Below are 24,351 nucleotides of genomic sequence, written 5' to 3' on the forward strand. Positions count from 1 at the left end.
GATCCGGCTCACCATGCCGCTCACCACGCCTCCGACTCCGACGCGTCCGCCCCCTCCGCCCCCTCCGCCCCGTCCGGCCGCGTCGTCGTCTTCCGCTCCCGTGCCCGCAGTCCCATGCCGAGCAGCGGGAAGACGGCCACGGAGATCATCGCGGCGGCGACCAGGGCGGCCGCCTCGCCCTTGCCGAGGACGTCCTCGTCGAGGCCGATCGTCGTGATGGCCACGACGAGGGGCAGGCAGGTGGACGTGTAGAGGGTCAGCGCCCTGCGGCCGCGGGGGGTGAGGTCGCGGGGCGCCAGGACGTATGCGGGAATTCCGCGTACGACGACGAAGAGGACGAGGAAGACGGGGAGGAGCAGCAGGGGGCGGCCGCCGTCGAGGAGCGAGGCCAGGTCGAACTGGATGCCGGTGACGATGTAGAAGAGCGGGACGAGGAAGCCGAAGCCCATCGCCTCCACCTTGGACAGCACCTCTTCGCCGCTCTCCGGCGCCGCCCCGTGCAGCACGAGCCGCGTGAGCAGCCCGGCGGCGAACGCGCCGAGCAGCACGTCGAGGCCGAACGCGTCCGAGAGCGCGAGCATCGCCACCAGCAGGAGCATCACGAAGCGCACCGCGAACTGCCCGCTGGTGTGCAGGGTGGTGCGGATGACCTGGCTGAACCAGGGCGGGCTCGGGCGCAGCGCCCAGTGGACGGCGGCTGCCGTGATGGCCGCGAACAGCGCGAGTACGACCGTCGAGATGCCCGGGTCGCGGCCGCTGAGCAGCACGGAGATGGCGATGATGGGCCCGAACTCGCCCACCGCCCCGAAGGCCATCACGACGGTGCCGAACCGGCCCCGCAGATCGCCGGTGTCCCGCAGGATGGGAAGCACCGCCCCCAGCGCGGTACTGGTCAGCGCGGTACCGATGATGACGCTGCGGGACAGGTCGAGGCCGGTCAGGGCGAGCGCCGTACCGAGGCCCAGGAACAGCGCGGCCACCCAGGCCCAGACGGAGCGGCGCAGGGTGTCGCCGCGGATCTCGTCGAACTGGATCTCGTGCCCGGCGAGAAAGATGAGCATGCACAGGCCGAGGTCCGAGAGCATGTCGATGGCGTCGCCGGTGTGGGCAAGGCCCAGCACGTCGGGGCCGATGAGGATGCCGAGCACGATCTCGAAGATGACCAGCGGGACGCGGACGCGGTGGCTGAGGCCGTGCGCGAGCAGTGGGGCCAGGACGGCGGCCGTCATGATCAGGATCAGCGTCCCTGGCTCGCCCACTCCGTCCCCCGTTCCGGCTTCCGCGTTCCGCGTTCCGCGTGGATCTGCGTTCTGCGCGGATCTGCGTTCGCGCGGAACGTGTTCCTTCGACCATCGGTGGAACGGGGGCCGCGCGCACGTGAGGGCGGACCGTGCGGGTGAGGGGAGTCCCGCGGAGGTGCCGTAGAAAGCTCTGCGGAGGTGCCATAGGGATTCGTTAGCGGGACGTCAGTGCGGCGTGAGCGGAACGGCAGCGGGCCTCGGCAGAGTTGTGTGCACCGCGGGGAACTCGCCGCCGCGGATCCCAGACCACCGCACGGGGGAACTCAGCATGCGTACCAACCGACTCCGCACCACCGTCCTCGCCGCCGCCACCGCCGCGCTCGCCCTCTCCCTGACGGCGTGCGGAGGCTCGGACAAGGCCGACGCCGGAAGCAGCGGCAAGAGCGACAAGGGGGCGGCCGCGGTCGAGGACGCGAAGGGCTCGGGGAAGACCGAGGCGGGCGGCAGTGGCAGCGGCAGCGGCAAGACCGAGGCGGGTGGCGGCAAGACCGAGGCCGGCGGCTCCGGCTCGGGGGACACGACCACCACCGGCTCCTCCAGCGTCCAGCCCTGCAAGGGCGACTCGATCTCCCTCACCGCGCTGCACCGCTTCCCCGCCGAGGAGGGCGAGCACCTCCTCCTCACCGCCGAGAACGCCGACACCAAGCCCTGCTGGGTGACGTCGTACCCGTCGATCATCCTCGGCGACACCACGGAGGTCCTGTCGCACTCCACCGAGGACGCCCCCGGCGGCTCCGCCAAGATCACGGTCAAGCCGGGCGGCAAGGTCTACTCCGCGGTCTCCCTCTTCACCGACAACGACAAGACGAACACCGCGTCGGCCTTCTCCTTCGCCATGCGCGACCAGACCGGCGACACCGGTCCCGCGTACAGCGCCGACTCCCTCGACGACAAGGGCGCCCAGTCGGAGTTCACCTGGTCCGACGCCGAGGTCACCAACTGGAGCACCACCAAGCCGTACGACTTCTGAGCCGACCCCAAGGCTTAGCAGCGCGTTACAGTCGGAGCAGTCCGAAGATCCCGCTCTTTCCGCGGGCACATCACTTGGGGGGCCTCGATGGCACTGTTCGGGAACGCGCACGCGATCAATCCGGGTACGGCGCAGCAGGACTACGCGCGGCTGCTCGGGCACGGCGAGCAGGTGCAGGCCGCGTATCTGCTGATCCGCGACACCATGCTCTTCACCGACCGGCGGCTCGTGATCGTCGACAAGCAGGGGATCACGGGCAAGAAGGTCGAGTACCACTCGGTGCCGTACCGGAGCATCACGCACTTCGCCGTGGAGACCGCGGGGCACTTCGACCTCGACGCCGAGCTCAAGATCTGGATCTCCGGTTCGCCCGCGCCGATCCAGAAGACGTTCACGAAGGGCGTCGACATCTATGAGGTGCAGGCGATTCTTACGCAGTACGTGGCGCGGTAGCTCTTACGCGGTACGTGGCGCGGTAGCTCTTACGCGGTACGTGGCACGGTGGCCGCTCGCACAGCCGGGACGATCTCCTCGGCCCAGCGGCTGAGCGTGACGTCCAGGGGCGCGTCGCCCACCGGGAAGTAGACGACTCCGGAGGCGCCGTGCTCCAGGACGGCGCCGGTCAGCTCCTGCGTCCACTGCTCCACCGAGCCGCCGATCCAGCGCCCTTCGGCGTCGCGGGTGGCGGCGAGCGGGGCGTCGGTGATGACACCGGGGATGTTGTAGACCGTGGCGATGTCCTCGGGGGCCCGGCCCGCCGCTGCCGCCGCCTCGTCGATGACGGGGCGGGACTCGCGGTAGCGCGGGCTGAGCCAGTCCGCCGCGTGGCCGGGGATCCAGCCGTCGGCGACCCTGCCGGTGGTGGCGAGCGATTTGGGTCCGACCGAGCCCGTCCAGACGGGGGCGGCCGCAGCGGGGGCCGGTTCAAGGCCGGTGACCTGGTAGAACTCGCCCTCGAACGTCACCGGTTCACCACCTCCGGAGAGCAGTTTCACGAGCGTGATCGCCTCCTCGAAGGCGCGTACGGCGGCTCCCGGGCCTAGCCGCTGTGTCCCGAGCCGCGTGATCTCGTCCCAGAGCCCGCCGACACCCATGCCGAGTACGATCCGGCCGCCGGACAGGGTCGAGAGGGACGTCACCGTCCGCGACAGCATCGGCGCCGGGCGGCTCGGCAGGTTGGTCACGCTGACCAGGCCCGCTATCGACTCCGTACGCCCGAGAATGAAGCCGACCTGCGCGTATGCGTCGAAGCGAGCGCCGTAGTACGGGTGGTCGGAGACCGTGAAGAGGTCGAGCCCCGCCCGGTCCGCGCGGACCGCGAGCCGCAGGGTGTCCGCCACCTCGTCCACCGCGGTGCTGATGCCGATTCCGAACTGTGCCATGTGACCCATGTGACCCATGTGATCCATGTGCCTCACAGTCCTCACATTCCTCACGGTCCTCACGTGCCTTTCGTTTGGGCTTCTGTAGTTCGTGGTGCGAATCTGTGCCGCCGCACTGCCGTATTACTGCCGTATCCCTGCCGTATTCTGGGGCAATGGGGAATTCCGAGGGTGAAGAGATGAGGATCGCCACCGCACTGGTGCGCTCCTCGTTCCTGGTGAACGCCGTGTACGCGGAGTCGGCCCGCGAGTACGGCCTGACGGCCCAGCAAGGCCAGCTGCTCTGCGTACTGATGGCCCAGCCGCTCGGGATGCGTGACCTCGGCACGATGCTCGGCCTCGCGAAGTCCAGCCTCACCGGGCTGGTGGACCGCACCGCGCAGCACGGGCTCGTGCGCCGCGAGCCGGACCCCCGCGACGGCCGGGCGGTCCAGGTGGCGCTCACCCCGAAGGGCCGCGGGGTCGTCGAGCCGTTCTACGAGGAGACCTGCCGCCGCATCGACGAGCTGCCGAGCGGCTTCAACGAGGCCGACCGCGCGAAGCTGGTGGAACTGCTCGCCCGCGTGGTGCGGGACAACAAGGTGCCGGCGGTCTTCGCCGACTGACCGCCCTCACCGGCCCTCACCGGCCCTCACCGGCCCTTCGATACGTTCACGCCGTGCCGAACAGCTCCGCGAACCGGCCCGAGAACAGGTCCTTCCCCTTGTACTCACTGACCGCCTGGGCCGGCAGCACGGTAGGCCCGTCCTCGGTGGGGAACTGCCCGACGCCACCGTCCGGACCCAGCGGAAGCAGCACGGAGGGCGTGGGCGCGGGGTGGTACTCGGCCTTCGGCCGCTCGCCGCGCGCCTGGGCGAGGATGTTCTCGGCGATGACTTCGGCGTGCTGCATCGCATACGCCGCCATCTTGGCCTCGGCGGTGTCGGTGAGGTCGCCGAGGGCGTAAATGTGGTCGTGGCCGGGGATGTTGAGGTGCTCGGTGACGTGGACGTGGCCTTGGGGGGTGCGGGCGGCGGAGAGGGTGTCGGCACGCCCGTCCGTGAGGTAGTCACCGTTGACGCGTACGCCGTAGCAGCGGAACCAGATGTCGGCGGTGAGGGAGTCACCGCTGGTCGTGCGTACGGTGAAGGTCTCCGTACGCCCCGGTGCGGTCGGCGGCTCCTCGGCCAGCCCCGTCCCCAGCCGCAAGTCGATGTCCAGGGCTTCGAGTTGGCTGTGCAGCTCCGTACGCACCTCGGGCAGGAAGCCGGGCATCAGCTCGTCGGCGGGGTCGACGACGGTCACCCGCTTCTCGGGCCAGACGGCCTTGATCTCCCCGGCGAGTTCAAGCCCGACAGGCCCGGCGCCGACGAGCAACACCCGCTCGGCGGCGGCCAGTTGTCCGTGGGTCGTACGAATCCGCTCCAATGCCTCGCTGGTGACGTCGGTGTCCGTCTTCGCGGGGAAGGGGTATCCGGAGCCGGTGGCGAGCACGATGTAGTCGGCGTCGACGCGGGCGCCGGAGGCGAGGGTGACACCGGTGGTGTCCACGGAGGCGGCGCGCTCGCGTATGACCCTGCCGCGTCGCAGCAGCCTGTCGTACGGGAAGAACATGTTGTCGCCGGCCCAGTCCGGCTGGACCAGGGCGCGCAGCGAGCCGGCGGCGTGCACGAAGGCGTCCTTGGGCTCCACGAGGATCACGTCCGTCTCCTCGTCCAGGGCCTTGGCGACCGTGGCGCCGCCGTAGCCTCCGCCGATGACGGCGACGGCGACGGTGGGGGTGGGGGTGGGGTCGGGGGTGTTGGGGTTGTTGGGGGTGGGGGTACGGGTCATGGTTCTCACTCCCGGAAATCCGAAGAATAAAGTAGTTCGCCCCACGAACATTATTAGTTCGTGGGGCGAACTTCAATCGGATCCGAGACGTAGGACTGCGGTCTTAGGCCTTGGAGGCTTAGGCGGCAGGCACCCTGTCCAGGAATCCATGCACGTTCTGGATACGACCGTCGGCGGCCAGCTCGATGACGTCGAACCCGGCGACCGGCGCGGAGCCGTCCGCCACGGACACCAGCTCCCACCCGAAGCGGGCGATGCCGTGATGCCCGTCGACCGCGCCGAGCTGCCGGAACTCGAAGCCGGGGAACTGCTCGTGCGCCCCGGCGATGACGGCGGCGACGCCCTCGTGCCCGGCGACGGCGGCCAGCGGGTCGGTGTAGGTGCCGTCCTCGGTCCAGGCGGCGGCAACGGCCTTCGCCACGTCCTCGACGCTCTGGGCGTTCCAGGCCTCGAAGTAGCGGGCGGCGGCGGTCTCGTAAGCGGCGGTGTCGTGTGCGGCAGTCATGGCGGTCGGCCTCCTGCGGGTCAGCTGTTGGCTTGGATGCCGGGGGTCCGGCTCGGTGTGTGTCCGGTTCAACCGGCGATGAGTTCAGCTTGCCGGGCGGGTGCGGGCGGGTCGATTACGTCCCAGGTAATGCGGGGTGCCGGCCGTGCGGGGCGGGGTGCCTGGTGCGCGGGGCGGCGGCCGTCGGCACTCTGCCGCGTGTCTTCTCAGACGGCGGCGACTGTGCTTGCCTTGGTGGCCCTTTCGGTCCCTGGGGCGGGAGTTGACGCGTGCGGAAGCGGTGGATCGGTGCGGTGGTTTCCGGCGTACTGCTGCTGGGGGCGTGCGGGGATCCGGGGTCGGGGGGCGTGGCTGCGGACGCGCCCGAGCCTTTGGGCAGCGCGGGTCCGGAGGGACGGCCGGAGAAACCCGCCGCGGAACCGTCCCCGTCATCGCCCTCCTCGACGACCCGGCAGCGGGCCGCCGCGCGGGCGCCGAAGGTGCTGTACCTCGGCGACTCCCTGGCCATGGAGAACCAGGACGTCCTCGGGGAACAGTTACGTGACCGGCTCAACGCCCGCTACCGCAGCGCGCCCTACTCCGGCACCACGCTCTGCGACTACCTCGACGGCACCGGCAAGGACTCCCTCGTCCCGGACAAGGACAAGGCCGCCGCGCTGGTCCGTGCGGAGCGGCCGGATTACGTGGTGCTCCAGTTCTGGGGCAACGCGTGGGGCTATACGCCGTGCATGGACGGCATCACGTACGACAAGGACCCGGCCAAGTACCTTGCCCGGTACGCGTCCGACGCGAAGGCGCTGGCCGCGCAGATCCGCACGGCTGGGGGCGGCAGGCCGCCGCGCGTCGTATGGGTACTGCAGGGTCCCGACCCGATCACGCCGGATCGGGTACGGCGCGTGAACTCCGTGTACGAGTCCCAGGCGCGGGCCTCGACCGGCGTGGTCGCCGACGCGGGCCGAACGGTGGCACCGGCGTCGGCCCGGTACACGTGGTCCGAAAAACTGCCGTGCACGCCGTACGAGAGGCGCCACCCCGAGTACTGCAACACGAACGGCCAAGCATCAATGCACCGCGGTGACGACTACCTCCACTTCTGCCTGTCCCCAACGACAGCCAAGTCCCGCCCCTGCCCGGCGCGTTCGCCGGGCATTCGACGGATGGCGGCGGCGATTGCGGGGGCGATTGTGGAGGTGATTTCGACTGGGGGGAGGTGAGGTGGCGTGGCTCTGTGTCCAGGGGCGCCGGGCGGCGGAGCGGCGAATTGCGTACCGGGCCGGGGTTGCCATGGCCCCGCGTTCCGCCGCGCGGCTCCGCCTGGGGTGAACTGCCGTCCCTGGCGAGGTGCAGCCCAGGGCGTGGGGGCCTCGGGGCGTGGCCTTGGGGTGGCCTGTCGCGTTGATGGTGGGCATGGCCGCCCGGTCCTCGGGGCACGGTGGGGCGGCGCGTTGCGCGCCGCGCGCCTGGGCGCCATGACCCGGCGCTCAGTCAGCCCCGCCTGAAGCTGAATTGCCGTCCACGGCAGGGGTGGACGCCCAGGGTGGCGGGCGTCGGGCGGGGGGGGGGGAGGGGAAGCTGGATGGGGTGTGCTGTCTTCTGCCGTCTGCGGACTGGTTCGTCGCGGCCTTCGCTCAGGCAGGCGGAAGGGTGCGGTGTGACAGGACGGTTCCGCTTCGGTGGCAGTGGCGGGTGGTCCTGCCGGGTGCGGACCAGTTCGTTCGGGGTTCGGTCGCTGGGTGGGGCTCGGTAGGGGCGGCTGCTTTGGGCTGCCCGGTGTCTTCGATCGGCGCCGGGGCCGCCCGGCTTCTGGGGAGTGTGGCGGTTCCGGCGTGCCTGTAAAGGGCGCCCTTCGGGCGTCGGCTTCGCCGATTCCGCTTGCGCTCCACCCTTGACAGGCCCGCCTCCACCGCGGAGACCTTTTTGACCGGGCGGCCAGGGGGGTGGGGCTCACGGGGAGGTCCGGTGGGGCGGTTCGGCTTTTGTGCCGGGTGCGGACTGGTTCGGTGTAGCTCGGCCACGCGGAGGGGCCGCCCCCGACAGGCCGGCCTGGCTCCGGTGGCGGTGCCGGTCGTCCTGCCGTCTGCGGACTGGTTCGGTGCGGCTCGCCCACTCGGCGAAGGCTCGGCCCGGCAGGCCGGCTTCGCTCCGGGGCGTGGGTCGGTCGTCGCGCCGTCTGCGGGCTGGTTCGGTGCGGCTCGGTCGCACCAGGAGGTGTGGTCCGAGGGACCGGCCCTCGCTGCGGTTGTGGGGCGGGGCGTCGTGCCGTCTGCCGACTTGTTTGTCGCGGGGCGCGCCGCCGGGTGGGTAGGCGAGGGGGCGCGGCCGGTTCGGGTTGGGTTCCGGCTTCGGTAGGCGTGTGCGGACCGGTCGGATCCTCCGGGCGGGCGGCACGGATAGAAGGCGCGGCGCGGGCTGGCGGTGGATTCGTGGAAAGTCCCGCGGGGGGCCGCATTTTTGGGGCTCTTGGTGGGAGTTATGGCGGGGTGGTCGTCCGAGGGGGAGCGGCCCTGCGTTTCTTGGGGCCCTTTGTGCCGGGGTGTCATGGGGAGTTCGGCTCTGTGGCCGGAGTGTGTACAGAGCCTCGCAGCGGCGGAATCTGGCCCGGCGCCCTCCGGTCAGCTGGGGTGATCCTGGTCGAGGATTCCGGACTGGGCGATGAGGTAGCCGAGTTGGGCGCGGCTGCCGCTGCCCAGGGCGGCGGCGATCTTGGCGATATGGGCGCGGCAGGTGCGGACGTTCATGCCGAGGCGGCGGGCGATGGCCTCGTCCACATGGCCTTCTATGAGGAGCCTGGCGATGGTGCGTTGGACTCCGGTGATGCCGCCGTGAGCCGCGGGATTGTACGGCGTCTCTTCGCGTAGCGGGGTCGCCTGTTGCCAGAACTGGTCGAAGACGGAGACGAGGTACTCGACCAGGCCGGGGTGGCGGAGTTCCAGTGCCACCTGCCGGTCGCGACGTGCGGGAATGACGGCCGTCGAGCGGTCGAAGATGATCATCCGGTCGATCAGTTCTTCCAGGGTGCGTACCTGGATCTGCCGGGGGTCCAGCTGTTCCAAGTAGGCGAAGACGCCGGGGCCGTGACGGACCGTGTGCTGGTACAGGGTGCGCATCCGCACACCGCGGCTGAGCGGTTCCTTTACGCGGGCGAGCGACTGGGAGAGCATGTCGCCGCCTCGCACGCCGCCCGGCTGGATGGTGAGGATCTCGTCGGTGCACGCGGCCGTTGCCGCGTCGAGGGTGGCGTTGATGCTGTGGAGACCCTCAAGAACGGTGATCGCGTGAGTGGCCACCGACGGGATGGCCCTGATGTTCATGAAAGGCTCAAACGCATCGGTTAGTTCAATGCTCAGCCTTCTGCGGTCCCGGATCTCGCGTTCGATGGGGTGGAGGCGCTGCGCGAGTATCGCCGAGGGCGGTACGGGACGGAGCCAATTCGCGTCATCCGGATCCGGATGCAGCAGTGCGAATTCGACGAGGCAGGGCGCCGCCTCGATTTCCGCGCGAGCGATGCGTCCGGCGCTCAAGGCGCACGCATAAAGACGTGCTCCCTCGTCGCACAGTTCGGTGATGAGGTGGGGATGTGTCGGTTTTGTGCTTGTTGTAACCAATTCTCCACCCCCCAGGGTCCTGTACGTACAGGAACATGATGCATCGATCCTGTGGCCTCGACGTGCTGGATTGAGACATCGTCTGTCTGGAGCCGGGGGAGAGGAACCTACCAAGTGAGGACGAAGCTGACGATGTTCACGAAAATGCTTCGCTCGGCGCTAGTCGTTGCCTTCGCTGCCGCGGCCTTCGCTGTTGCAACGCCGGGAGACGTGTCCTGGAACTCCCCGGGGCCGGCGTCAGCGGACAGCACCTCGATATCGGCGGCCAAGGGTGATGTGTCCTGGAACACCCAGCCCGGTGCAGGGGCTGTGGCGGCATGAGTACTCCTCCGGACGATCGCACCTTCCGCCGAGAAATGGCCACCGCCTACCGCTCTGGCTGGCACTTCATCGATCTCGCCACCGCGATCCCGCACCCCGGCGACTCGCTGATGGTCACGCTTCTCGGTGAGCCCATCGTCGTCACCCGCGACGAAGAAGAGGAGATCCGGGCCTACCGGTGCCTCCGCCGACCGCGAGGTGCGCCGCAGCCCGTGCGGTGTGCCATCCGGTACGGGATGGTCTTCGTCAATCTCGACCGGCGCGACCACCAGGTGGTCGGCGGCCGGGACCAGCAGGACAGCCGGGGTGCTGCGAACGCCCCGGGTGCGGTTACAGCCACCCCCCGCAGCGCCTGACGCGATTCCCCCGTCGTTGTAAATCGCGCAGGTGCTTCCCCCAGCAGCGGCGCCACCGTGGACCTGAACACGGTGGCGCCGCTGTGGTGTGCCCGGTCCATTCCGCCTCCGCGCACCCGCATGCCCTCCCCTTGAGTGGAATAGACTCAACTTTGTGTACGCTTGTTAAGTCAGGTAAGGGCATAGCCCCCGCAAGCGGTACGCAAGGAGGAGAAGACGCACGTGGACGCCGAGCTGACGAACCGGAGCCGGGACGCGATCAACGCGGCCACCAGCCGGGCCGTGTCCGAGGGGAACCCGGACCTGACCCCTGCCCACCTGCTGCTCGCCCTGCTGGAAGGGCAGGACAACGAGAACATCACCGACCTGCTTGCTGCCGTCGGGGGCGATCAGGTCGCCGTGCGGAGCGACGCCGAGCGCCTGCTCGGCGGACTTCCCAGCGTCACCGGGTCCACCGTCGCGCCCCCGCAGCCCAACCGGGAGCTCCTCGCCGTCATCGCCGACGCCGCGCAGCGGGCCAAGGAGCTGGGCGATGATTACCTCTCCACCGAGCATCTGCTGATCGGTACCGCCGAGAAGGGCGGCGCCGCCGGTGAGGTCCTGGGCAGGCACGGGGCCACCGCGAAGAAGCTGCTCGACGCGTTCGAGAAGGCAAGGGGAGGGCGCCGGGTGAGCACACCCGACCCGGAGGGGCAGTACAAGGCCCTGGAGAAGTTCGGGACCGATTTCACCGCTGCGGCGCGGGAAGGAAAGCTCGATCCGGTCATCGGGCGGGATCAGGAGATCCGGCGCGTCGTCCAGGTGCTGTCCCGGCGTACCAAGAACAATCCCGTCTTGATCGGTGAGCCCGGCGTCGGTAAGACCGCCGTCGTCGAAGGGCTTGCCCAGCGGATCGTGAAGGGCGACGTCCCCGAGTCGTTGAAGAACAAGCGGCTCGTGTCGCTCGACCTCGGCGCGATGGTCGCCGGTGCGAAGTACCGCGGTGAGTTCGAGGAGCGGCTCAAGACCGTCCTCTCCGAGATCAAGGACAGCGACGGGCAGATCATCACGTTCATCGACGAGTTGCACACCGTTGTGGGCGCCGGGGCTGGTGGGGACTCCGCCATGGACGCCGGCAACATGCTCAAGCCCATGCTGGCCCGCGGCGAGCTGCGCATGGTCGGCGCCACCACCCTCGACGAGTACCGCGAGCGGATCGAGAAGGACCCCGCCCTGGAGCGCCGCTTCCAGCAGGTGCTCGTCGCCGAGCCGTCCGTCGAGGACTCGATCGCCATTCTCCGTGGACTCAAGGGGCGGTACGAGGCCCATCACAAGGTGCAGATCGCCGATAGCGCGCTTGTCGCCGCCGCCTCGCTCTCCGATCGCTACATCACCTCCCGCTTTCTGCCCGACAAGGCCATCGATCTCGTTGATGAGGCTGCCTCCCGGCTGCGGATGGAGATCGATTCGTCTCCCGTCGAGATCGATGAACTCCAGCGTTCCGTCGACCGGCTGAAGATGGAGGAGCTCGCCCTCAGCAAGGAGACCGACCCCGCCAGCAAGCAGCGGCTGGAGAAGCTGCGGCGCGACCTCGCCGACAAGGAGGAGGAGCTGCGCGGGCTCACCGCCCGCTGGGAGAAGGAGAAGCAGTCCCTCAACCGCGTCGGCGAGCTGAAGGAGAAGCTCGACGAGTTGCGCGGCCAGGCCGAGCGCGCCCAGCGCGACGGGGACTTCGACACCGCCAGCAAGCTGCTCTACGGAGAGATCCCGACCCTGGAGCACGACCTCGAAGTCGCCTCCGAGGCCGAGGAGGAGGTGTCGAAGGACAAGGACACCATGGTCAAGGAAGAGGTCGGGCCCGACGACATCGCCGATGTCGTCGCCTCCTGGACCGGGATTCCGGCCGGGCGGCTCCTCGAGGGCGAGACGCAGAAGCTGCTGCGCATGGAGGACGAGCTCGGCAAGCGGCTCATCGGGCAGACCGAGGCGGTACGTGCCGTGTCGGACGCCGTGCGGCGCACGCGGGCCGGGATCGCCGACCCCGACCGGCCCACCGGGTCCTTCCTCTTCCTCGGGCCCACCGGCGTCGGCAAGACCGAGCTGGCCAAGGCCCTCGCCGACTTCCTCTTCGACGACGAGCGGGCCATGGTCCGTATCGACATGAGCGAGTACAGCGAGAAGCACAGCGTCGCCCGGCTGGTCGGCGCCCCGCCCGGATACGTGGGGTACGAGGAGGGGGGCCAGCTGACGGAAGCCGTGCGCCGGCGGCCCTACTCCGTCGTACTCCTCGACGAGGTCGAGAAGGCGCACCCGGAGGTCTTCGACATCCTGCTCCAGGTGCTCGACGACGGGCGGCTCACCGACGGGCAGGGGCGGACGGTCGACTTCCGCAACACCATCCTGATCCTCACCTCCAACCTTGGCAGCCAATTCTTGAGTGGACACAGCCTGGTGGAGCCGACGACGGGCGAGGAGGAGAAGCGGCAGCAGGTCCTCGAAGTCGTGAGGGCCTCTTTCAAGCCGGAATTCCTGAATCGGCTCGATGATCTCGTCGTCTTCTCCGTACTCGACAAGAGCGAGCTCGCGCACATCGCCGAGCTGCAGATCGGCCGCCTCGCCAAGCGGCTCGCCGACCGGCGGCTCACCCTCGACGTCACCCCCGAGGCGCTGGCCTGGCTGGCCGAGGAGGGCAACGACCCGGCCTACGGCGCACGTCCGCTGCGCCGCCTCATCCAGACCTCCATCGGCGACCGGCTCGCCAAGGAGATCCTCGCGGGCGAGGTCAAGGACGGGGACACGGTACGGGTGGACAGGTTCGGGGAGGGGCTCATCGTGGGCCCCGCGTCGGGTGCGGACACGCCCGCCGGGGCCACCGGAAAGACGCTGTAAGCGGACAGAACCCGGACACATGTGGGGCGGGGGTTGCGGGCCCCCGCCTGACATGGGAGAGGATGGCGGAATCCGTACGAAGGGACCAAGCACGTGAGCATCGACCCGTCCTCGATTCCGAATTTCGGGGCACAGCCCGAACCGCAGCAGGGCGATGGACCGGCGGGCCCCGTTGTCCCCGACCAGGACCTGGTCAAGCAGCTCCTGGACCAGATGGAGCTCAAGCACGTCGTCGACGAAGAGGGTGACCTCGCGGCGCCGTGGGAGGAGTTCCGCACGTACTTCATGTTCCGTGGCGAGGGCGACCAGCAGGTCTTCTCGGTACGGACGTTCTACGACCGTGCGCACAAGATCGAGGAGAAGGCCCAGCTCCTCGAGTCGATCGACGACTGGAACCGCCGCACGCTGTGGCCGAAGGTCTACACCCACACCCACGACGACGGCACCGTCCGCCTCATCGGCGAGGCGCAGATGCTGATCGGCACCGGCGTCGCGCTCGAGCACTTCGTCTCCTCGACGGTCAGCTGGGTGCGGGCCGCCATCGAGTTCGACCGCTGGCTCGTCGAGCAGCTGGGCCTCGAGCAGGAGGTCGACTCCGCCGAGGGCGACGAGAAGCCCGGCGACGACGAGGCCTGAGGCCCGGTCGCAGGAACCACGGCGGCATGTGGGCGATCGTCACCAGATACGTCCCATACGCGCGCGAGAGCCCGGCCAGGGCGCCCACCACCAGGTAGGCGCTCCTCGGCCGGGCTTTCGCCATGTCGCGGGCGAGCGGGACGATCAGCGGCAGCGGCCTCCGTGGTCAGAGGGACTTCAGCCTCGACACCGCCTCCGACAACACCTCGTCCTTCTTGCAGAACGCGAACCGCACGAACGGAGCGCCCGCGTCCCTGTGGTCGTAGAAGACCGCGTTCGGGATGGCCACCACGCCGATGCGCTCCGGCAGGGAGCGGCAGAAGGCAAAGCCGTCGCCCTCTTTGGAGGACACGGCTCCCAGGGGGCGGATGTCCGTGGTGATGAAGTACGTGCCCGCCGGGCGGTACACCTGGAAGCCCGCGGCCGTCAGGCCCGTGGCGAGCAGGTCCCGCTTGGCTCGCATGTCCTCGCGGAAGGCGGAGAAGTACGACTCGGGGAGGGCCAGCGCCTCCGCGATGGCGTACTGGAACGGGCCCGAGGAGACATAGGTGAGGAACTGCTTCGCCGAGCGGACCGCCGTCACCAGCTCCGGGGTCGACGTCACCCAGCCCACCTTCCAGCCGGTGAACGAGAACGTCTTGCCCGCCGAGCCGATCGTCACCGTGCGCTCGCGCATGCCGGGGAAGGACGCGAGCGGGATGTGTGTCGTGCCGTCGCCGTCGTCGAAGACGAGGTGTTCGTAGACCTCGTCCGTGATGACGAGGAGGTCGCGCTCCACGGCCAGCGCCGCGATCTGCGTCAGCTCCTCACGGGTGAGGACCGTGCCGGTCGGGTTGTGCGGGGTGTTGAGGAGGAGCAGTCGGGTGCGGGGCGTGATGGCGTCGCGCAGTTCGTCCAAGTCCAGGCGGAAGCGGCCCGCCGTCGTGTCCGGGCGCAGGGTCACCGGGACCCGCGTTCCGCCCGCCAGCGCGATCGACGCCGCGTACGAGTCGTAGTACGGCTCCAGGGCGATCACCTCGTCGCCCGGTTCCACCAGCGCCAGCAGCGATGCCGCGATCGCCTCGGTGGCGCCCGCCGTGACCAGGACCTCGCGGTCGGGGTCGTAGGAGAGTGCGTACGTACGCTCCTGGTGTGCGGCGATGGCGTTGCGCAGCTCCGGGATGCCGGGGCCCGGCGGGTACTGGTTGCCGCGGCCGTCGCGCAGCGCGCGGACGGCGGCCTCGCGGACCTCCTCGGGGCCGTCCGTGTCGGGGAAGCCCTGGCCGAGGTTGATCGCGCCCGTTTTCACCGCGAGCGCGGACATCTCGGCGAAAATCGTCGTGCCGAACTCGGCGAGGCGGCGGTTGAGCAGGGGGCGGCCGTTCCCGGAAGTGGAGGTCATGGCCGCCATCCTGCGCCGAACCTCTGGACTTCCTCAACTCTGCTTTGGGTCGGCTCGGGCCGGGGCATTCCCCTTTCACGCAAGAACAGCACACGCAAGAACGGCACAGAAAAGAACGCGGACCCACGGGGGGCCTGCTTCGGGGGAACGGAAAGGAGCGTGAAGGTCATGGTCTTGGTCTTCGTGTTGGTGGCGGTGGTCCTGGTCGTCGTGGCGCTCGCGGCGGCGGCAGGCGGCGGCAGGGGGAGCCGCCGTTCGTACTCGGGATCGTCCGGTGCGGCGTCCGGCGGCAGCTGGTGGGCCGGCGGTGGCGACAGCGGCGGCAGCTCCTGTGGCGGCGGGTCCTCCTGCGGCGGCGGCTCCTCCTGTGGCGGGGGCGGCGGGGGCGGCTGTGGAGGTGGCGGAGGCAGCTGACACGGGGCAGCTGGTCCGTCCATCCGTTGAAGTGCCCGGCAGGAGACAACTCCTGCCGGGCACTTTGTCGTTGAGACACGGACAAGTCATTGAACAGTTGAGCTGGGGAGCCCCCGAGGGGATGGAAACCCTACGAAGTTGGGTAAAAACGCTGTGGCAGTGCAGCACTCCATGATTCCCTCTTAATCGTCAGCGCCGCCCTCGGACGGACGACCTGGACCGCCGAAGCGTCCCAGCGTCCTCGTGGGCACGAGCCGGCATTCCGGCCTCCCGGTGTCCGACCGGGTGCGCCGGCACCACCTCCATTGCGTGTTAGCGGAGCCGACCCATGCTCACGACCCTGAAGACTGTCTATACCGACACGTGCGCCGCGGACCTCGCCTGGACCCTGGGGCGCGAGCCGCTGCCCGCGCTGGCCACACTCGAACTGGAGCTGGCGGACGCCAGGATGGAGCTGAGGCTCCTGGGGGCCTCCCATCAAGTGCTCCTCGAAGAGGAACAGGGCAACTGCTCCGAGACCGTCGCCTGTATTCCGGGCAGCAGTACGCCGCTGCCGCTCGGCGTCTCCAAGCGGCTCGGGGGGTGGGAGTACGAATTCGCGGCGCGCGTCGAGACGCTGTCGCGCGGTCAGTTCGCCGGACGGGCACAGGAGTTGCTGGCACTGGTGGCCGAGCATCCGCACGGTCTCGCCGGCGTCTTCCCCGGCAGCCCGCACGCGTTCACGGCGATGCTGGCGCAGCGGCACGAGGGCGCGGTGCAGTGGCGTACGTGGCACGCGTACCCGCAGGACGGGCAGTTGGTGGCGACGCGGACGCGGGTCGGCGTGCGGATCCCCGCGGTCATCTGACCCGGCCCGGCGGGCGGTTGGCGGCACCTGCCGTCCGGTGTGCGGCCGGTTTCCGTGACGCAGATGCACCCTTGTGGGGGACCCGGTGTGAGTGTTCGGTGACGTAGCGTTCCCATCGTGATCGAGCCGCCGTCGACGCGTCTGCCCGTCACGCCCCGGACGGGGCGGTTTCTCGTCCTCGCGGGCGTGTTCGTCTGCGCGGCCTGCGGCCTGGTCTACGAACTCGAACTCGTCGCCCTCGCCTCGTACTTGATCGGTGACTCGGTCACCCAGGCCTCGGTGGTCCTGTCCGTGATGGTGTTCGCCATGGGCATCGGCTCGCTGCTCGCCAAGCGGCTGCGCTGGCGGGCGGCGGCCGGGTTCGGCCTGGTCGAGGCGGCGCTCGCGCTGGTCGGCGGGCTGAGCGCGATGGCGTTGTACGCGGCGTTCGCCTGGACCGGTGACCGGGGCGAGGTGTGGGCGAGCGGCTCCCGCTATCTGCTCGTGGCGTTCTCGCTCGCCATCGGGCTGCTCATCGGTGCCGAGGTGCCGCTGCTGATGGTGCTGATCCAGCGGATCCGGCGGCAGGACGCGAGCGGGGCGGTGTCGGACCTGTTCGCCGCCGACTATGTGGGCGCGCTGGTGGGCGGGCTCGCCTTCCCCTTCCTGCTGCTTCCGCACCTGGGCCAGCTGACGGGGGCGCTGATGACCGGGGCGATCAACGCGCTCGCGGGCGGGGCGCTGGTGTTCGGTCTCTTCCGGCGGGACCTGAGCGTGCGGGGGCGGTGGGTCCTGATCGTCGCGAACGTCACGGTGCTCGGGCTGCTGGCGTCGGCCGCGGTGCTCGTCCGCCCCTTCGAGGAGGCGGCGCGGCGTGCGGTGTACGGGAAGGGTGTGCGGGTCGCCGTCCAGACCGACGTACAGGAAGTGGTGCTCACCGGAGGGCCGCAGGGCGAGCTCGACCTCTATCTCGACGGGCGGCTCCGGGTCAGCGGGCGGGACGAGCGGCGCTATCACCGGGCGCTCGTGCATCCCGCGATGAGCGGTGCGCACGCGCGGGTGCTGATCCTCGGCGGTGGCGACGGGCTCGCGGCGCGCGAGGTGCTGCGGCATCGGGGGGTCGAGCTGGTGGACGTGGTGGAGCTCGACCCGGGGGTGGTCGAGTTGGCGCGCAGCGATCCCGCGCTGAGCGAGCTCAACGGGCAGGTGTTCCGGGACCGCCGGGTGCGGGTGGAGACGGGTGACGCGTTCCGGTGGCTGCGGAAGCCGCCGCGTACGTACGACGTGGTGATCTCCGATCTGCCGGACCCCGGCATCACCGCGAGCATGAAGCTGTACTCCCAGGAGTTCTACGGCCTCGCGTCCCGTGCGCTCGCGCCCGGCGGGCGGCTGATGGTGCACGCGGGTCCCGCAAGCACCCGGCCCCGCGTCTTCTGGACGGTGGAGGCGACGCTGCGGGCGGCCGGGCTGCGGACCGCGCCGTACCGGGCGGGCGGCAGGGTCTCCGGGTTCGCGGCGGGGCCCGACCGGTCGGGCGCGGCGGGCGGGGCGGCGCCGCGCGACTGGGGTTTCGTGCTCGCCGCGCGGGGCCCGGCGGGTCTGGCCGCACCCCGGACGGCGGTGCTGCGGGAGGCGGGCGTGGAGTCCGCCGAACGGGCGCGGCGACGGGGCCTCACCCCCTCCACACTGGTGCACCCGCGGTACGCGAACTGACGAACTGACGTACATGGTGCGGGGCCCGTGGGTAGGCTCGACTGCCATGGAGCATGAGGTGTTCGTTCCGGTTCCCGCAGACCGTCTGAGGCGGGTGCTCGGCGATCCCGAGAGGGTCGCGGGCGCGGTGCCCGGTCTCCAGCGCGACGCGGACGAGGCGGCCTCGCCGCTGTCCGGCCGCCTCAAGGTGCGGGTCGGGGGGCACACGATCACGTATCGGGGCGCGGTGCGGATCGCCGCGCGGGCCGACGATTCGTACGCGGTGGAGGGCGAGGGCGTCGAGGTGCGGGGCAGCGGCTCCGTGAAGCTCTCGCTGACCGTGCGGCTGGTTCCGGCCGACGGGGGGACGCGGGTCCTCTTCGACGGTACGGCGGACGGGGACGGCCGCGTCGCGGAAAGTTCTCCACAGGCTGTGGAGGGGGCGGCGCGGAGGCTGCTCGAACGGTTCGGGGAGGGGCTGGGCGCGGCTTCCCCCGAGCCCGAGGTGGCTGGCTCCGAGCCCGAGGAGGCCGGTCCCGAGCCCGAGGCGCCGGGCCCGGAGGCCGCCGAGCTGTCCGTCTTCGAGACGGAGGTGCCGCCCTCGTCCTTCGACGACGTGGACGGCGACGGCGCGGCCGGCGACGGCACGGCCGACGAGATCATCGCGCCGCCCGCGGAGGCCGCGCACGCACGGCGGACGATGATCGGCCGCAGCGCGGAGGAGGTCGACCACGCGCCGCCCCGCGGCCGGTACGCACCCGCCCCCGCGGCGGAGGCGATGTCCACGAGCGCGACCCTCCGCTGGGCGGCACCGGCCGCTGCGGTGGTCCTTGCCTCGGCGATCGTGGTGGGCCGGGTCCTGCGGAAGAGGCGGTAGTCCCGGCGGTCTTGGCCGCCCGGAGGGGAACCCCCGTAGGGTCGGACCCGTGACGACTGATGATGTGAGCCTGGCCGCGGGTGACGCGGAAGTGATCGTGCGGCCCGGCAACGGATGCCGGGTGGGGAGTCTGCGCGTAGGCGGCGTCGAGCTGCTGCGGCAGGGGGATCGGTACGGATGTTTCCCGATGGTCCCCTGGTGCGGGCGGATCAGGGACGGGCGGTTCCGTGACGGCGGGGCCCTGCATCAGATGCCGGTCAATTCGCCGCCCCACGCCATCCACGGCTTCGCCCGCGACGCCGCCTGGGTCACCGCACGGGCCGGCAAGGACGAAGCCGTCTTCACCTACGACCTCGCCGAACCCTGGCCCTACCCCGGCCGGGTCACCCAGATCGTCGCCCTCACCGAGGACTCCCTCAGCCTCACCCTCGGCATCGAGACCTACGACGAGTCCTTCCCCGCGCAGGTGGGCTGGCATCCCTGGTTCAACCGGAACCTCGGCAGCGGCGGCGCGGACGTGGACATCGACTTCAGCCCCGCCTGGCAGGAGGAGCGCGGCGACGACCATCTGCCCACCGGCCGGCGGATCGAGCCCACCCCCGGCCCCTGGGACGACTGCTTCGGGATGCCCGACGGAGTCGACGTCACCCTCACCTGGCCGGAGCAGCTCCGGCTCACCGTGCGGAGCCGCGAGCAGTGGGCCGTCGTCTACGACGAGCAGGACGCCGCCGTCTGCGTCGAGCCGCAGACCGGACCGCCGGACGGGCTCAACACGCTGCCCCGCCTCGTCACCCCCATCGACCCCCTCGAGGCGACCACGACCTGGACCTGGACCCGGCTGTAGCGGCCTTAAGCTGACAGGCATGACTGGCATGACTGACGACGTACGTGGCGCGCTGCTGCAGCAGATCAAGGACAAGGCCGTGGTGCACGGCAAGGTGACCCTCTCCTCGGGTCTGGAGGCCGACTACTACATCGACCTGCGCCGCATCACCCTCGACGGCGAGGCCGCCCCGCTGGTCGGCCAGGTCCTGCTCGACCTCACCGCCGACCTGGACTTCGACGCCGTCGGCGGCCTCACCATGGGCGCCGACCCGGTCGCCGGCGCGATGCTGCACGCCTCCGCCGCCCGCGGCAGGCGCCTCGACGCGTTCGTCGTCCGCAAGGCCGCCAAGGCGCACGGCATGCAGCGCCGGGTCGAGGGTCCGGACATCAAGGGCCGCCGTGTCCTCGTCGTCGAGGACACCTCCACCACCGGCGGCTCCCCGCTGACGGCCGTCGAGGCCGTGCGCGAGGCCGGTGCCGAGGTGGTCGGCGTCGCGACCATCGTCGACCGGGCCACCGGGGCGGGCGAGAAGATCACCGAGGGCGCCGGGGTGCCGTACCTCTTCGCGTACTCGAAGGACGACCTCGGACTGGACTGACGGGACCACAAAGGCTCCCCGCTCCTACGGCTGGAGCCCCCGGACAAGTCTGGAAAGATGGGGGCGACGATGACGTCGCCCCCTTAGGTCAGGGCCAAGCACACACCCGCACATCACAAGGAGCGGACACATGCCCATCGCAACCCCCGAGGTCTACGCCGAGATGCTCGACCGGGCGAAGGCAGGCAAGTTCGCCTACCCGGCCATCAACGTGACCTCCTCGCAGACCCTGCACGCGGCCCTCCGTGGCTTCGCGGAGGCCGAGAGCGACGGCATCATCCAGATCTCCACCGGTGGTGCGGAGTTCCTGGGCGGCCAGTACAACAAGGACATGGTGACGGGCGCCGTGGCCCTCGCCGAGTACGCGCACATCGTCGCCGCGAAGTACGACATCACCGTCGCGCTGCACACCGACCACTGCCCCAAGGACAAGCTGGACGGCTATGTCCGCCCGCTGCTCGACATCTCCGCCGAGCGCGTCAAGGCCGGCCGGAACCCGCTGTTCCAGTCGCACATGTGGGACGGCTCCGCCGAGACCCTCGCCGACAACCTGGCCATCGGCCAGGAGCTGCTCGCGAAGGCCGCCGCCGCGAAGATCATCCTTGAGGTCGAGATCACCCCGACCGGTGGCGAGGAGGACGGCGTCTCGCACGAGATCAACGACGAGCTGTACACCACCGTCGACGACGCGCTGCGCACCGCCGAGGCCCTCGGCCTGGGCGAGAAGGGCCGCTACCTCCTGGCCGCGTCCTTCGGCAACGTGCACGGCGTCTACAAGCCGGGCAACGTCGTCCTGCGTCCCGAGCTCCTCAAGGACCTTCAGCAGGGTGTCGGCGAGAAGTACGGCAAGGCGTCCCCGTTCGACTTCGTCTTCCACGGCGGCTCCGGCTCCACCGAGCAGGAGATCGCCACCGCGCTGGAGAACGGCGTCGTGAAGATGAACCTCGACACGGACACCCAGTACGCCTTCACGCGGCCCGTCGCGGACCACATGTTCAAGAACTACGACGGCGTCCTGAAGGTCGACGGCGAGGTCGGCAACAAGAAGACCTACGACCCGCGCACCTGGGGCAAGCTCGCCGAGGCGGGCATGGCCAAGCGTGTCACCGAGGCCTGCGCCAACCTGCGCTCCACGGGCACGAAGCTGAAGTAGCACGGGACGTATCACGCGAAGGGCTCGGTATCCCGTCACTCGACGGGGTGCCGGGCCCGTCGCGTGCCGTCATGGCGCAGACTGGAACCCATGGCCATTCACAAGGATCTGCTCGGGGGACCGCCCCCGACCCACCTGCCCGACGACCCGGAGCCGCGCGAGCTGCTCGCGAACGGGGCGGCGCCCGCCGACGTCGCCGCGAAGTACCCCACCTCCTCGCTCGCCTGGGCGCAGCTCGCCGACGAGGCGTTCGAGCGGGGCAGCGTCGTCGAGTCGTACGCGTACGCCCGTACCGGCTACCACCGCGGCCTGGACTCGCTGCGCCGCGCGGGCTGGAAGGGCCACGGCCCGGTGCCGTGGGAGCACGAGCCGAACCGCGGCTTCCTGCGCGCCCTGCACGCCCTGGCGCGGGCCGCGCAGTCCATCGGCGAGCAGGAGGAACACGAGCGCTGCTCGACCTTCCTGAGGGACTCTTCGCAGACGGCCGCGGACACCCTGGGCTAGCCCTCGCACGCCCCACGACCTGCCTGGACGCCGCTGTGACCAGGCAGGTCTTGCCGTTTCGTGGGATCTTGCGGAGGATGCCGGTGGGGACCGGGGCCCCCGTGTCGGTAACGGCAGGGGCGGACCGCTACCCGGAGTACGTATTCAAGGAGACCGCGATGTCCGCGATGTCCCACGAGGCGGAGACCCCGAACCTCGATTTCGCAGGAACCACCCCGTACGAGGACTACGTCCAGGCGGACGTTCTCACGCACCTCCAGCACCCCCGCTCCGACGACCCCGGAGAGATGGTCTTCCTGGTCACCACCCAGGTCATGGAGCTGTGGTTCACCGTGATCGTGCACGAGTGGGAGACCGCCTCGCACGCCCTGCGCCGTGACGACGTACCGGTGGCGGTGGCCGCGCTCAAGCGCTCCCTGCGCGAGCTTGAGGCGCTGAACGCCTCGTGGCGCCCGCTGGCCCAGCTGACCCCCGGACAGTTCAACTCCTACCGTTCCGCGCTCGGCGAGGGGTCCGGATTCCAGTCCGCGATGTACCGCCGCATGGAGTTCCTGCTCGGCGAGAAGTCCGCGTCCATGCTGGTGCCGCACCGGGGCGCGCCGCGCGTCCACGCGGAGCTGGAGAAGGCGCTTCAGGAGCCTTCGCTGTACGACGAGGTCCTCGCGCTGCTCGCGCGGCGCGGGCACGCGGTGCCGGACGCGGTGCTGCAGCGCGACCTGACGCAGCGCTACGAGCCCTCGCCCGAGGTCGAGCAGGTGTGGACGGACCTCTACTCCGGCGACGAGAGCGACGAACTGGCCCGCCTGGGCGAGACGTTGACCGATGTCGGCGAGCTGGTGTGGCGCTGGCGCAACGACCATCTCGTGGCGACGCGCCGCGCGATGGGCTCCAAGACCGGCACGGGCGGCTCCGCCGGTGTGGCCTGGCTGGAGAAGCGCGCGACGAAGAACGTCTTCCCCGAGCTGTGGACTGCGAGGAGCCATGTCTGAGAGTTCGACTCTGCGGGCGCGAGCGGCAGAGCTGGATGCCGAGGACCAACTCGGCGCGAAGCGCAAGGAGTTCGTCCTGGACGACACCGTCTATCTGGACGGCAACTCGCTCGGCGCGCTGCCGGTCGCGGTTCAGGATCGAGTAGCGGATGTCATCTCACGGCAGTGGGGCCGGCTCAGGATCCGCTCCTGGGACGAGAGCGGCTGGTGGACCGCGCCCGAGCGGATCGGCGACCGGATAGCCCCGCTGGTGGGCGCCGCCCCCGGCCAGATCGTGGTCGGCGACTCGACCAGCGTGAACGTGTTCAAGGCACTGGTCGCGGCCGTACGGATGACGGGTGGCCCGACCGGGGGGCGCGACGAGATCGTCGTTGACGCGACGACGTTTCCCACGGACGGGTACATCGCCGAGTCCGCGGCGCGGCTCACCGGCTGCCGGATCGTGCCGGTCGCGCCGGGCGAGGTGCGGGGCGTGCTCGGTCCGCGGACGGCCGTGGTGCTCCTGAACCACGCCGACTACCGCACCGGGCGGCTGCACGATCTGCCCGCGCTGACGGCGGCCGTGCACGAGGCGGGGGCACTGGTCGTCTGGGACCTGTGCCACACCGCCGGTGCGCTGCCGGTCGGCCTCGACGAGCACGGCGTGGACCTCGCGATCGGGTGTACGTACAAGTACCTGAACGGGGGGCCCGGTTCACCTGCGTACATCTACGTACGGGCGGATCTGCAGGGGCGCTTCGACTCGCCGCTGCCCGGCTGGAACTCGCACGCCGAACCCTTCGGGATGCGGCCGGAGTTCGAGGCGGCCGAGGGGGCCGTCCGGGGCCGGGTCGGCACGCCGGACATCCTCTCGATGCTGGCCCTGGAGGCCGCCCTCGACGTCTGGGACGGGGTCTCGATCGACGCCGTGCGGGCCAAGTCCCTTGCCCTGACGGACTTCTTCCTGGAGTGCGTGGCGGCGTACGTGCCCGCCGGCCGTGTCGAGGCGATCACGCCCGCAGACCACGCCGAGCGGGGCAGCCAGGTGGCGCTGCGGTGCCCGGACGCCGGGGACGTGATGCGGCGCCTGGTCGACGCGGGCGTGGTCGGTGACTTCCGGGCGCCGGACGTGCTGCGGTTCGGCTTCACGCCGCTGTACGTGGGCTTCGCGGACGTCGAGCGGGCGGCCGGAGTGCTTGCCGAGACGTTGGCCGGGTAGCTTCCGGCGTTCGGACACGGGGTGCGGGGGCGGCCCCCCCCCCCCGGGCGCGGGCCGGGGGGCGGGGGGGGGGAGCACCCGGCGACGGAGGTATCCCCCGCCCGCCGAACCCCCCACCCCCCCAGGTAGGCGCCCGC

Annotated in this window: 23 protein-coding genes; 17 read left to right on the forward strand and 6 right to left on the reverse strand. The window is 70.4% G+C overall.

Features of this window, described 5'->3' with window-relative positions:
* Positions 1-20: 20 nt before the first annotated feature.
* Positions 21-1,259: a cation:proton antiporter gene (locus ACIBKX_RS23100; protein ID WP_363270171.1), complete on the reverse strand. Its 1,239-nt coding sequence runs from the start codon at positions 1,257-1,259 to the stop codon at positions 21-23.
* A 310-nt stretch (positions 1,260-1,569) separates the two neighbouring features.
* On the opposite strand from ACIBKX_RS23100, the gene ACIBKX_RS23105 reads away from it, so the two are divergent.
* A complete protein-coding gene (locus ACIBKX_RS23105; RefSeq protein WP_363270170.1) occupies positions 1,570-2,271 on the forward strand; it encodes a DUF4232 domain-containing protein in 702 nt (233 codons plus the stop codon).
* An 87-nt stretch (positions 2,272-2,358) separates the two neighbouring features.
* The gene (locus tag ACIBKX_RS23110) at positions 2,359-2,724 is read left to right on the forward strand and encodes a PH domain-containing protein (RefSeq protein ID WP_363270169.1); all 366 of its coding nucleotides are present in this window, start codon (positions 2,359-2,361) and stop codon (positions 2,722-2,724) included.
* 29 nt (positions 2,725-2,753) lie between these two features.
* Here ACIBKX_RS23110 and ACIBKX_RS23115 read toward each other — a convergent pair whose 3' ends face one another.
* Positions 2,754-3,653, reverse strand: coding sequence for an LLM class flavin-dependent oxidoreductase (locus ACIBKX_RS23115; protein ID WP_363270168.1), 900 nt, complete (start codon positions 3,651-3,653; stop codon positions 2,754-2,756).
* 179 nt (positions 3,654-3,832) lie between these two features.
* Between ACIBKX_RS23115 and ACIBKX_RS23120 the strand changes: the two genes are divergently transcribed.
* The gene (locus ACIBKX_RS23120) at positions 3,833-4,258 is read left to right on the forward strand and encodes a MarR family transcriptional regulator (RefSeq protein WP_363270167.1); all 426 of its coding nucleotides are present in this window, start codon (positions 3,833-3,835) and stop codon (positions 4,256-4,258) included.
* A 46-nt stretch (positions 4,259-4,304) separates the two neighbouring features.
* Here ACIBKX_RS23120 and ACIBKX_RS23125 read toward each other — a convergent pair whose 3' ends face one another.
* Positions 4,305-5,465: an FAD-dependent oxidoreductase gene (locus tag ACIBKX_RS23125; protein ID WP_363270165.1), complete on the reverse strand. Its 1,161-nt coding sequence runs from the start codon at positions 5,463-5,465 to the stop codon at positions 4,305-4,307.
* 118 nt (positions 5,466-5,583) lie between these two features.
* The gene (locus ACIBKX_RS23130; protein WP_363270164.1) at positions 5,584-5,970 is read right to left on the reverse strand and encodes a nuclear transport factor 2 family protein; all 387 of its coding nucleotides are present in this window, start codon (positions 5,968-5,970) and stop codon (positions 5,584-5,586) included.
* A 269-nt stretch (positions 5,971-6,239) separates the two neighbouring features.
* Between ACIBKX_RS23130 and ACIBKX_RS23135 the strand changes: the two genes are divergently transcribed.
* On the forward strand, positions 6,240-7,184 hold the full coding sequence (locus ACIBKX_RS23135) for an SGNH/GDSL hydrolase family protein (RefSeq protein ID WP_363270163.1): 945 nt from the start codon (positions 6,240-6,242) through the stop codon (positions 7,182-7,184).
* Between the two features lie 1,398 nt (positions 7,185-8,582).
* On the opposite strand, the gene ACIBKX_RS23140 is transcribed toward ACIBKX_RS23135, so the two are convergent.
* The gene (locus tag ACIBKX_RS23140) at positions 8,583-9,575 is read right to left on the reverse strand and encodes a helix-turn-helix transcriptional regulator (RefSeq protein ID WP_363270162.1); all 993 of its coding nucleotides are present in this window, start codon (positions 9,573-9,575) and stop codon (positions 8,583-8,585) included.
* Between the two features lie 317 nt (positions 9,576-9,892).
* Here ACIBKX_RS23140 and ACIBKX_RS23145 point away from each other — a divergent pair, with 317 nt between their 5' ends.
* The 3 genes from ACIBKX_RS23145 (at position 9,893) to ACIBKX_RS23155 (ending at position 13,756) form a co-directional block, all read left to right on the forward strand.
* Positions 9,893-10,252: a hypothetical protein gene (locus ACIBKX_RS23145; RefSeq protein WP_363270161.1), complete on the forward strand. Its 360-nt coding sequence runs from the start codon at positions 9,893-9,895 to the stop codon at positions 10,250-10,252.
* 222 nt (positions 10,253-10,474) lie between these two features.
* Complete coding sequence (gene clpB / locus ACIBKX_RS23150) at positions 10,475-13,120, forward strand: ATP-dependent chaperone ClpB (protein WP_363270160.1); 2,646 nt, start codon at positions 10,475-10,477, stop codon at positions 13,118-13,120.
* A 93-nt stretch (positions 13,121-13,213) separates the two neighbouring features.
* A complete protein-coding gene (locus tag ACIBKX_RS23155) occupies positions 13,214-13,756 on the forward strand; it encodes a YbjN domain-containing protein (RefSeq protein WP_363270159.1) in 543 nt (180 codons plus the stop codon).
* A 166-nt stretch (positions 13,757-13,922) separates the two neighbouring features.
* Here the strand turns inward: ACIBKX_RS23155 and ACIBKX_RS23160 are convergent, their stop codons facing one another.
* Positions 13,923-15,137 (reverse strand): pyridoxal phosphate-dependent aminotransferase, encoded by a 1,215-nt coding sequence (locus tag ACIBKX_RS23160; RefSeq protein ID WP_363270158.1) that lies wholly within the window; start codon positions 15,135-15,137, stop codon positions 13,923-13,925.
* Between the two features lie 168 nt (positions 15,138-15,305).
* On the opposite strand from ACIBKX_RS23160, the gene ACIBKX_RS23165 reads away from it, so the two are divergent.
* From ACIBKX_RS23165 to kynU, 10 genes are all read left to right on the forward strand, one after another.
* Positions 15,306-15,551, forward strand: coding sequence for a hypothetical protein (locus ACIBKX_RS23165; RefSeq protein WP_363270157.1), 246 nt, complete (start codon positions 15,306-15,308; stop codon positions 15,549-15,551).
* A gap of 328 nt (positions 15,552-15,879) precedes the next feature.
* Positions 15,880-16,398, forward strand: a complete 519-nt coding sequence (locus tag ACIBKX_RS23170) for a DUF2617 family protein (protein WP_363270156.1) — start codon at positions 15,880-15,882, stop codon at positions 16,396-16,398.
* Between the two features lie 117 nt (positions 16,399-16,515).
* Positions 16,516-18,090, forward strand: a complete 1,575-nt coding sequence (locus ACIBKX_RS23175) for a polyamine aminopropyltransferase (protein WP_363270155.1) — start codon at positions 16,516-16,518, stop codon at positions 18,088-18,090.
* Positions 18,091-18,136: 46 nt separating this feature from the next.
* On the forward strand, positions 18,137-18,946 hold the full coding sequence (locus tag ACIBKX_RS23180) for an SRPBCC domain-containing protein (protein WP_363270154.1): 810 nt from the start codon (positions 18,137-18,139) through the stop codon (positions 18,944-18,946).
* Between the two features lie 49 nt (positions 18,947-18,995).
* Positions 18,996-19,790, forward strand: a complete 795-nt coding sequence (locus ACIBKX_RS23185; RefSeq protein ID WP_363270153.1) for an aldose 1-epimerase — start codon at positions 18,996-18,998, stop codon at positions 19,788-19,790.
* 28 nt (positions 19,791-19,818) lie between these two features.
* Entirely contained in the window at positions 19,819-20,370 is a 552-nt protein-coding gene (gene pyrE / locus ACIBKX_RS23190) for an orotate phosphoribosyltransferase (protein WP_030788873.1), read from the forward strand.
* Positions 20,371-20,500: 130 nt separating this feature from the next.
* A complete protein-coding gene (fbaA, locus tag ACIBKX_RS23195) occupies positions 20,501-21,523 on the forward strand; it encodes a class II fructose-bisphosphate aldolase (RefSeq protein WP_363270152.1) in 1,023 nt (340 codons plus the stop codon).
* Between the two features lie 90 nt (positions 21,524-21,613).
* A complete protein-coding gene (locus ACIBKX_RS23200) occupies positions 21,614-22,027 on the forward strand; it encodes a DUF3151 domain-containing protein (RefSeq protein ID WP_363270151.1) in 414 nt (137 codons plus the stop codon).
* Between the two features lie 167 nt (positions 22,028-22,194).
* Positions 22,195-23,016, forward strand: a complete 822-nt coding sequence (locus ACIBKX_RS23205; RefSeq protein WP_363270501.1) for a tryptophan 2,3-dioxygenase family protein — start codon at positions 22,195-22,197, stop codon at positions 23,014-23,016.
* On the forward strand, positions 23,009-24,214 hold the full coding sequence (kynU, locus tag ACIBKX_RS23210) for a kynureninase (protein WP_363270150.1): 1,206 nt from the start codon (positions 23,009-23,011) through the stop codon (positions 24,212-24,214). The genes ACIBKX_RS23205 and kynU overlap by 8 nt, the downstream gene beginning before the upstream one ends.
* Positions 24,215-24,351: the final 137 nt, after the last annotated feature.

Source organism: Streptomyces sp. NPDC050658, assembly GCF_044457025.1.
Taxonomy (GTDB): domain Bacteria; phylum Actinomycetota; class Actinomycetes; order Streptomycetales; family Streptomycetaceae; genus Streptomyces.